This is a genomic window from Paraliobacillus sp. JSM ZJ581 (assembly GCF_044383835.1).
Lineage (GTDB): Bacteria > Bacillota > Bacilli > Bacillales > Amphibacillaceae > Paraliobacillus.
Window position 1 is genome coordinate 1 of sequence record NZ_JBISEP010000047.1, and the last position, 8,803, is coordinate 8,803.

The following is an 8,803-nucleotide window of genomic DNA, read 5'->3' on the forward strand; positions in this document are numbered from 1 at the left end:
TGTACCCAGTTTTACAAATAGTAATGGTTTGAATGGATTTATTTGTTATATTATGATTATAATAAACTATTAAATAAGGTGGTTATCCCAAAAGTTAGTTTTCTACTCTAACTTTTGGGGGTAACCACCCTGATGGGGTACTTTTGTTTATAATGAGAAAAAAGTAGTTGGAAAGAAACTAAAATGACGAATAGATTGTTTACTAAAAAAGAACAAGAACACCTAAAAAGGAATCCCTATGTACAATCGGTAAGTGACAAAACTATTACATACTCAGACGAATTTAAACGCCATTTTATTGTAGAAAATGAGAATGGTAAATTACCAAGAGAACTTTTCGAGGAAGCTGGTTTTAGTGCAGATATAGTTGACATTGAACGGATTAAAACAGCTTGTAAACGTTGGTGTGAAGCCTATCGTAAAGCAGGTGTGGCAGGGGAATTACTATTAACCGATATTACATATTTAACATACGGAGGCGGTAAATGTGCTTATTTATCAACAGTAAAGGACGCAGAAACGAATGAGATTGTAGCGTATGAAGTATCCTCTTCGTTACATTTAGAAATTGCGCTCAATAGGCTACATAAACTGAAGAAACATCGCCATTTAACAGAAGATGCCTTTATTCATTCGGATCAAGGTTTCCATTACACGAGCCCACAATTTCAAAAGCTCGTGAAGAAAATGGGGTTAGGTCAATCGATGTCACGTCGGGGAAACTGTTGGGATAATGCTCCCAAAAAATCATTCTTTGGGCATTTTAAGGATGAAACGAATATAAAAGAATGTGAAACGTTAGAAGAAGTATAACGAGAAGTTAAGAGTTATATGACATATTACAATAATTATTGTGGCCAGTGGAATTTAAAAAAACTGCCGCCTGTGAAATACAGACAGCAGATTCAACAAGTTGCCTAGCCTTTTTCAAAATATCCTTTACAAAGGGTACAGTTTATTAAAGTGGGTGCTTTTTTCACTCACGAAACACCCGCGAAAATTGAAAAAAGTTTACATAAATTGAATTAATCTAATTTATGAAATGCTTTTATATCAGACATTTGAGTCAAATATACATAGTTTCTTCCTATTAAATTGTAGTCCTCAGATATGATCCATATTATCAAATGATTCATGACTTTAGCCAAAACAAAAAGTATGGTGCTCTAAAACATCTAACTGTTTATCGCCGTACGCCTCCGCTATGGGGGAAGCTTGGACAGGATAAAATTGCGTCTTCCTTAATGATTCATGATTTAGATTTTTCTACTTGGCTTGGAAAAGATCTTAAGATTGTTTCCTTTGATGTGACAACAAACGCTGATAACTCAGGGGCAGTTGTTGATTGTCTGTTATCAAATCATTCTCTAAAAATTCATGTTCATGGAAACTCCATGTTATCTATTGGTTCTCCATTTTCAGTTGGATACGAAGCTACATTTGAAAACGCAACTATTAGCTATTTTGAAAAGTCATTTGAAAACATCGTAAAAACCGAATGCTACATCTATTCGGATGGAAAAAAAGAAGAAGTTTCCTTCGAATTGGATGATCACTGTAAAGTATTACTAAGAGAAGCAATGAAGGATTTTACTAATGAAAAAGCAAGCGGTCTAACAATAGAGAATGCTCTGCCTGGTTTGTCCATTGTCTCTCAATTGACAACGCCCTATTGTTAATAGTTTATAGCCACTATCGCAGTCGCTTTACAAAAGCCCTTATGTGTTTTTCTATCCACACAAGGGCTTTTATATATTGCTATAAGGTTCTATACTAAATCTGGTGGCTCTTTTTGTTCTATTAAGGCTTCAAGCGAAGAAAATCATATATTCACATCGTTAGTCAAGTAATGTTTGGTACTTCTCAATGATTTCTTCTATTAAAATATCATTTTCATAAAAATGATTGACATAAACATTTATCATCATTTCATTTTCTTCCGTAATTTCTATTTTCCATAATATACGATTAATAATGTCTACCAGTTCTTTAGGGTTTGCATACATGGTGTTCCATGCTCGGACTTGTAATTCTAAATCATCGCTTAAGGCGGCTACTTCAATCTCTTCTGTTGGCAGGGGCGTGTTAAAATGCGCATGCGGATCTTCATAAACGTTTGTGTAAATAAACTCAATAGGGTTGTATTCGTTTAAATCATAAGAATAACGTTTATTACCTACAATAACAACGATTTCACTTTGGCCAAATTCAATTGACCCGTTTTCTATGACAACGTTATCCGATAATGATTGAATGGCACACGTTACATGGGGTGTAATGAACCAATAACGATTTTCTAAATCTAACTTTGTGATGTATTCAGTGATTGACGTATCGTCAAGCTTGTCTTCATCTCTCAATCTTGTGTATTCCATAGGATGATAATAATAATGCGCATCTAGTTCATTCATCTTAATTGTCCATTGGCTTTCCGGACATTCAAATAACACACGAAGCGCAAATCCATCATCAATTTTTTGTAACTCATCATAAATAAATGATTGTCCAACTTGGATTGGCTCATCTGTTATTTCAGATATAATGCCTTTAAAAATGAAATGGATAAGTGCTATTGAAGAAAAGCCCCCATCTATATTGACAAAAAGATGAAGGGTATCTTTTTGTCGTTCCACTCGCTCGATCGTTGAATCATGCAAACTTTCCATAAAGACATCTTGTACAGACGTTGGCAAGTGTGTAATGGTCTTTTTAGTATTTTCGTAGGCAACATTTAGAATTTGTTCAAATTCCTTGTCTGACTCTCTCATCCATTGTAAGTAATCTTCTCGAACTGCTTTTGGTAGTGTAGGTTGATTTAATGTGCCATTGTTTAAATATGGAACGAAGCGGCTAGGCAACACATGAAACAATTCTTCTTTTACTGCTTCAAGTTCTTCACTTAAATCAACGATGATATCTTCTCCTTCTTCTTTCGCTTCCTTTAATGCAATTTCCCATTCGTTGTCGGATTCATGAATCGGAAGAAGATTGTATTTTGAAAAATTTTCTTTTGCTTCTTTTGATATATTCCACATCATATCACCTCAAGTGTAATTTGTAAGAATAGTATACTATAAGTTTTGTGAAAATGGATTTTAACAAATGTTTATTCTCTATATTAGGTCGAATGATCTTAGGATGAAAAAACAGCGATCAATCGTTGTTTTCTCTAATAAAATAAGACGAATTTAGGCAGAAGAATTAGTTAAGCATGTACCTAGAAATAAGCAGAAAGGCGTTAAATCAATATTAAAGATTTTTAATAAATGTCAAATAGAATAGCGGATTAGCAACAAAAGTGGAGTAGCACAATTGGATAAAGCAGAGCAATATCATGAGTGTCCTTTCGCACTGATAGTTGATTGTAAAGAAGCATGTTGAGGATATCTTTTCTAGGGTAAATAAAAAGGTTATTATGAAGAGCAGAGGAGGAAACAAAATGGAAAACACAAATAAACTCGGTAAAATTGTGATTCTGAATGGAACTCCAAGGTCCGGGAAATCAAGTATAGTAACTATTATCCAGAATACTTTTGATGGAGTGTGGATGAATTTGGGAGTTGATACCTTCATGAAGATGACTCCTCCACGCTATCAACCAGGTATTGGATTAAGACCTGGGGGAGAACGACCTGACTTAGAGCCGTTAATTGTCACCTTGTATCATGCTTTGTACGAGTCAGTTGCTGTACACAGTCGATTAGGGTTAAATATTGTTGTTGATGTTGGACATCATGATTTCTATTCAACTCGAAAAGGTATTCTTCATGATTGTGCTAACCTTTTGAAGGACTTTCCTGTATTATTTGTCGGTATCAGATGTCCATTGGATGTTGTTATGGAGCGTCGAATATCAACTTGGGGAAATAACTTCAAAGAAGATGGAAGTGTACCGAAACCTGTTATTCTTTGGCAAGAGACCGTTCATGTGCCTGGTATTTATGATGTAGAACTTGATACTTCTGTTTTAAGCTCGGAACAATGTGCGAATGTAATCCGAAAATATATTGAAACGGAGCAATTAGGTAATGCATTTAAGCAAATTGCAGATATGAGTAGTGAAAGAAATTAATTAAATGTTTGTGTTTTTTGTGTGTAAACAAAAGAAAGAAAAGATGAAAATGTTAACATAATATACATACGATACAATGTTCCAGCAATTTGAATAAATGATGACGCTCATGACAAACTTTACGAAGTGAGGGGAAAGGTAGACTATTTTGAGTTTGAAAGTAATAAATAGGGAAATAGAAGGTCATAGCTAATACATCACTATTTTAATGTTGATAAGAAAATTAAAAAAGGGGGGACATTAATGCCGAAGAAACTATCTGAGATGGGTTTAGAAGAACTGTGGCAGTTATTTCCTATTATTTTGTCAGAACATAAAGGTGAATGGACAGACTGGTATGCAGAAGAAAGCTCTATTATTCACCAGTTATTACAGAAAGACAAGTGTGTGAAAATAAATCATATTGGTAGCACTGCAATTAAAGAAATATTAGCAAAGCCTACAGTAGATATTCTTGTTGAAATACCTACAGAATACAATATGAATGAAATAAAACGTCTTCTTGTTGGTGGTGGATATTTTCTAATGTCTGAAGATGAAAAAAGGATGTCGTTTAATAAAGGATATACTGAAAAAGGATTTGCCGATAAAGTTTTTCATGTGCATGTAAGGTTTTATGGTGATAATGATGAATTGTACTTTAGAGATTTTATGAATGAAAATCCAACATTGGCATCACAATATGAGGAATTGAAACTATCCTTGTCTAAAAGATATAAACATAATCGAGATCGGTATACAGAAGCGAAGGGAGTTTTTATATCTGAGTGCACAAAAAGAGCGAAAGAAAAATATCCAAAAAGATATTTGTAGTTTTATTAATGATTTCCATAAGATGTATTGTATTTGCTAATCCCAAAGTACATTTTATACTAGAAAGATTATTAAAATGAGAAAATCATGTTGTCTTTTACTGTCATGCCAATTCAAATTATTGCACAAATAGGATAAGGCTAGGGATAGCATAGAAGAAAGCAGAGAGTGATGTTCACAGTACTGACGCATTGACGAGACGAGGCGACAGAAAGTGTTAGCTGACTAGCCAGACCTTGTGAAAGGGATGTTCTTCTCAACAAACCTATATAAGTGAATGAAATTTGTCTCATTTCTATCCACTAAGAGTATATATGTTAGTGTTTTGTTGAACGGTTTATATCATCTAACTGACAGAGTATAATTATCGCTCAATTAGCATTTGCAATTCAATGAATAATTTTTCATTGTAAAACATAGCAATATTAGCGCTTTGAATTTCTATTAAGTAACCCTCTAATTGTATTGCATACAAAAAATATTCAAATGGTTACAATATAAAAAGAAGTCAATACAAACTTTAAAACGCCCTACATTTTAAGCAATTAGACGATTTACGGTTAAAGTTGAACGTATGGATTCTGTTGCCAAGTGAAAAGCGGCTTGGAATAATTCCAAGCCTAAAGCGTACCGGTGATAATTTTTTGGATCTTACTCTATATCTATATTTCTACATATTTTTGCTTTGCTGAAGAAGCTTGGATTCCCCTGTGCGTTCCCATTCCTCTACTGTTTCATAGGCTTTTTCAGGTGAATAACCCTTACCTACTAAAACGCCCATTAGAATAAATTCCTGAAGGATGTGTGTAGTGTTGATCCCTCTTTTAACATCCTCTAATCCTTCATTCACCAACCATTCAGTATACTTGATCCATTCATCTGGCGTCTTTCCATAAATTACTGTGCCTTTATTGTTTTGCGCGTGACCTTCTTCCATAACAGCATCTGCTTTCGTAACATGAACTGTACCAAATGGATGGTTAGGAGGACCGTAGATCGAGTAAAGTTTTATAGGTGTATTACCTGTGTTGGTCACATTATGCCATGTTCCAGCAGGTATCATTATTGCAGAATCATCATAGACATTTCTTTCAAAATTTAAATTATTTTTATTTTTGCCCATCTGTACAAATCCTTGCCCTTGTTCAATACGTAAGAACTGATCTACGTTAGGGTGTATTTCCAATCCGATATCATCGCCAACATCAATACTCATTAAAGTAACTTGTAAATGTGTTCCCGTCCAAAGTGCAGTGCGATACGTATTATTTTGTCTTGTTGCTTCATTAATATTAACGACAAATGGATTTGATCCATAATCCTTTAACTGTGTCTTTCCGTTAATGTTAGAAGAACGAAAAGAATCGAGTCTGTTCGTATTTTCTGAATTATTTGGAAAAGTTGAATAAACAAGCTGTCTTCCATCATTATATATTGGCACATTTACATAATAGGGCTGGTATGGATACATATAAGGCATACCGTACATTTTTCCTCAATCCCTTCTAGGTTTTCGAATTATCTTATGCACTCTGCTTAGATAGTGTACCTATGTGTACTTCATTTAACGTAATGATATTCAAACGCATTAATATAACATACGTAGCTGTAATAGGAAATTTATTCAATCATATAAAATGTCTGTATAAATATCTTAGTCTTGTAAATTTTATTAGTAAATAAACAAATAATATTTATAATTACAATGAACGAATGTACTTGTAAATAAACTTTTGAAAATTATAATAACTTAGTCCAATTTTAACTGAAAATGATTTGGATTTTAGTAAGGCATACAGTTCACAGGAGGAGTAAAATGTTAGATGAAGCATTCGTTGTTATTGTAAGGGTCGTTATCTCTTTTTTCTCGCTCTTAATTTTCACGAGAGTTCTTGGAAAACAGGAAGTGGGACAATTAACTTTTTTTGATTATATTAATGGGATTACAATAGGTTCAATTGCAGCAACCCTCGCTACAGATCTTTCATCTAAAGTGTGGGCACATTGGGTTGGGTTAACAGGTTATGCTGTTTTAACTGGCATTTTACAATATATTACGGTTAAAAACCGTTACTTAGGGAAGGTTTTAGATGGAGAACCCACTGTTGTTATAGAAAATGGAAAAATTTTAGAGGGGAATTTAAAGAAAATGCGAATAAAAATGAGTGAACTAATGATGTTATTACGGGATAAAGGAGTTTTTGATATTACACAAGTGGAATACGCAATTATGGAAATAAACGGTGGTCTCTCTGTGCTACAAAAAGCGAAAAATCTTCCTGTTACTCTAAAGGACTTACAAATATCTAGTACGCCAAGTAATTTATCGACAGAGGTTATTCAAGATGGAATTGTCATTACTCAAAATTTGCAACAAAGGAAAAAAGATATGGACTGGTTAAACAAAAACTTGCAAGCAAATGGAGTAACGGATGTTAAAGAAGTCGCTTATGCTCTAATTTTACCTAACGAGCAATTATATATTGATAAATATGAAGATAATATAGGGAAAGAAACGGATATGGGTGATTACGAAGGACCTTATTAATATACGAGGTGAATAAAATGAAAAAATTTTTACTGTATTTTATCCCCATTTTCACGCTTGTTTTTTTTATAGTCATTATGAATAGCGGTTATTTTTTAAAAGGGCCATTTGGAAAGGATGATAGGTTATATGAAACCATTATCCAACTTGAACATAATGTTACAGAAAAAAACTGGGGTATGGCTAAAGAAAATATAATGTACTCTGAAAATGCATGGAAAAAAATTGTGAAACGAATTCAATATAGTGTGGAGAAAGAATATATTATTGAGATTAATGGGATACTTTCCCGCATTAAAGGAGGTATTGAAATTAATGATGATAAAGCAATTATAGAAGAGGTGTATTACTTTTATGAAATGTGGGATAAATTAGCGAAATAATATGGTTAAGTAAAATAAGGATTGAAAAAAATGCTCCTCAACTTAGATTGACACTTTTTGGTTACTAATTACTCGATGAATAATTGGTTTTGATTGCGTTTTAAATGCGTACGTTTAATCTTTTGTGTGACTCCATCCACTCACTCGTTAATCGAATTGTTTAGGTAGTATTAACATTGTGATAGTTCTGATATTGATTATCCAGAATGAGAATAAAAATGTATAAATATTGGACTGTCTTAGATGAAAAATATACTTATCTTTTGTGACCCTATAAAAATACTTGTTCATTAAGGTAAAATACTATTTAAAGAAACAATCAGTAAGGCTGTTATGGTGACATACATAATAGAAAAGCATTTAAGATAATAAAATAGAGAGGAGTGCGTCATATCTTTAGTATATCTAGGGCTACAGTAGATGAAGCAAAGTATTTAGTAGCAGTTCAAGTTAAAGCATTTAAAAAAGACGTTGATATTTGCGGAGAAGGTCCACCGGGTTATGATTCAATTAATCGACAAAAGGAATTCATAAAAAGTTTATTGTATTATAAAATAACAGATGATAATACAATAATTGGTGGCTTTTATTTGTTATGTTTAACACCTGGAAAGTATGAACTTGTTAGACTGTTCATTGATCCATCCTATCAGAGAAAAGGTATTGGAACAATGGTTCTTAAGTATATCGAAGAAGCATTTGATGATATAGAGATACTTGAACTAGAGGCGTCAGACTTTCGAAAAGATAATCATATTTTTTATGAAAATAGAGGTTTTATAAAAGTCGGAGAAACGCAATATGCGAAAGACAGTTTTTCTTATACATACCAAAAAGTATTTCATAGATGAAACGAATTTAGTAGATGTATCATTTTTATTTTAAAAAGAATTTATTCATGTTATTCACTATCCTGAATTATTCATAGAAATTCCTTAATGACTTAAAAATGCTTATCTGCCAAGCTATCTAGCTAAGTTGGTCGTG

General features: G+C 33.0%; 8 protein-coding genes and 1 pseudogene. 7 read left to right on the forward strand and 2 right to left on the reverse strand.

The window, feature by feature from the left end:
• Nucleotides 1-183 precede the first annotated feature (183 nt).
• Nucleotides 184-921: pseudogene (locus ACH6CY_RS15275) on the forward strand (IS3 family transposase).
• A gap of 206 nt (nt 922-1,127) precedes the next feature.
• Nucleotides 1,128-1,679 (forward strand): hypothetical protein, encoded by a 552-nt coding sequence (locus ACH6CY_RS15280; protein WP_374068175.1) that lies wholly within the window; start codon nt 1,128-1,130, stop codon nt 1,677-1,679.
• 159 nt (nt 1,680-1,838) lie between these two features.
• Here the strand turns inward: ACH6CY_RS15280 and ACH6CY_RS15285 are convergent, their stop codons facing one another.
• The gene (locus tag ACH6CY_RS15285) at nt 1,839-3,035 is read right to left on the reverse strand and encodes a DUF4085 family protein (protein ID WP_374068176.1); all 1,197 of its coding nucleotides are present in this window, start codon (nt 3,033-3,035) and stop codon (nt 1,839-1,841) included.
• Nucleotides 3,036-3,439: 404 nt separating this feature from the next.
• Here ACH6CY_RS15285 and ACH6CY_RS15290 point away from each other — a divergent pair, with 404 nt between their 5' ends.
• Both ACH6CY_RS15290 and ACH6CY_RS15295 read left to right on the forward strand, forming a co-directional pair.
• A complete protein-coding gene (locus ACH6CY_RS15290; RefSeq protein ID WP_374068177.1) occupies nt 3,440-4,072 on the forward strand; it encodes a chloramphenicol phosphotransferase CPT family protein in 633 nt (210 codons plus the stop codon).
• Between the two features lie 243 nt (nt 4,073-4,315).
• Nucleotides 4,316-4,885, forward strand: coding sequence for a GrpB family protein (locus ACH6CY_RS15295; RefSeq protein ID WP_374068178.1), 570 nt, complete (start codon nt 4,316-4,318; stop codon nt 4,883-4,885).
• Nucleotides 4,886-5,555: 670 nt separating this feature from the next.
• On the opposite strand, the gene ACH6CY_RS15300 is transcribed toward ACH6CY_RS15295, so the two are convergent.
• On the reverse strand, nt 5,556-6,374 hold the full coding sequence (locus ACH6CY_RS15300) for a cupin domain-containing protein (protein WP_374068179.1): 819 nt from the start codon (nt 6,372-6,374) through the stop codon (nt 5,556-5,558).
• 327 nt (nt 6,375-6,701) lie between these two features.
• Here ACH6CY_RS15300 and ACH6CY_RS15305 point away from each other — a divergent pair, with 327 nt between their 5' ends.
• From ACH6CY_RS15305 to ACH6CY_RS15315, 3 genes are all read left to right on the forward strand, one after another.
• A complete protein-coding gene (locus tag ACH6CY_RS15305; protein ID WP_374068181.1) occupies nt 6,702-7,433 on the forward strand; it encodes a DUF421 domain-containing protein in 732 nt (243 codons plus the stop codon).
• Between the two features lie 17 nt (nt 7,434-7,450).
• A complete protein-coding gene (locus ACH6CY_RS15310) occupies nt 7,451-7,816 on the forward strand; it encodes a hypothetical protein (protein WP_374068182.1) in 366 nt (121 codons plus the stop codon).
• 383 nt (nt 7,817-8,199) lie between these two features.
• A complete protein-coding gene (locus ACH6CY_RS15315) occupies nt 8,200-8,667 on the forward strand; it encodes a GNAT family N-acetyltransferase (protein ID WP_374068183.1) in 468 nt (155 codons plus the stop codon).
• Nucleotides 8,668-8,803 lie beyond the last annotated feature (136 nt).

Coding starts and splice junctions, on each gene's coding strand:
- ACH6CY_RS15280 (WP_374068175.1), top strand. CDS start 1,128: ATGATTCATGACTTTAGCCAAAACAAAAAGTATGGTGCTCTAAAACAT.
- ACH6CY_RS15285 (WP_374068176.1), bottom strand. CDS start 3,035: ATGTGGAATATATCAAAAGAAGCAAAAGAAAATTTTTCAAAATACAAT.
- ACH6CY_RS15290 (WP_374068177.1), top strand. CDS start 3,440: ATGGAAAACACAAATAAACTCGGTAAAATTGTGATTCTGAATGGAACT.
- ACH6CY_RS15295 (WP_374068178.1), top strand. CDS start 4,316: ATGCCGAAGAAACTATCTGAGATGGGTTTAGAAGAACTGTGGCAGTTA.
- ACH6CY_RS15300 (WP_374068179.1), bottom strand. CDS start 6,374: ATGTACGGTATGCCTTATATGTATCCATACCAGCCCTATTATGTAAAT.
- ACH6CY_RS15305 (WP_374068181.1), top strand. CDS start 6,702: ATGTTAGATGAAGCATTCGTTGTTATTGTAAGGGTCGTTATCTCTTTT.
- ACH6CY_RS15310 (WP_374068182.1), top strand. CDS start 7,451: ATGAAAAAATTTTTACTGTATTTTATCCCCATTTTCACGCTTGTTTTT.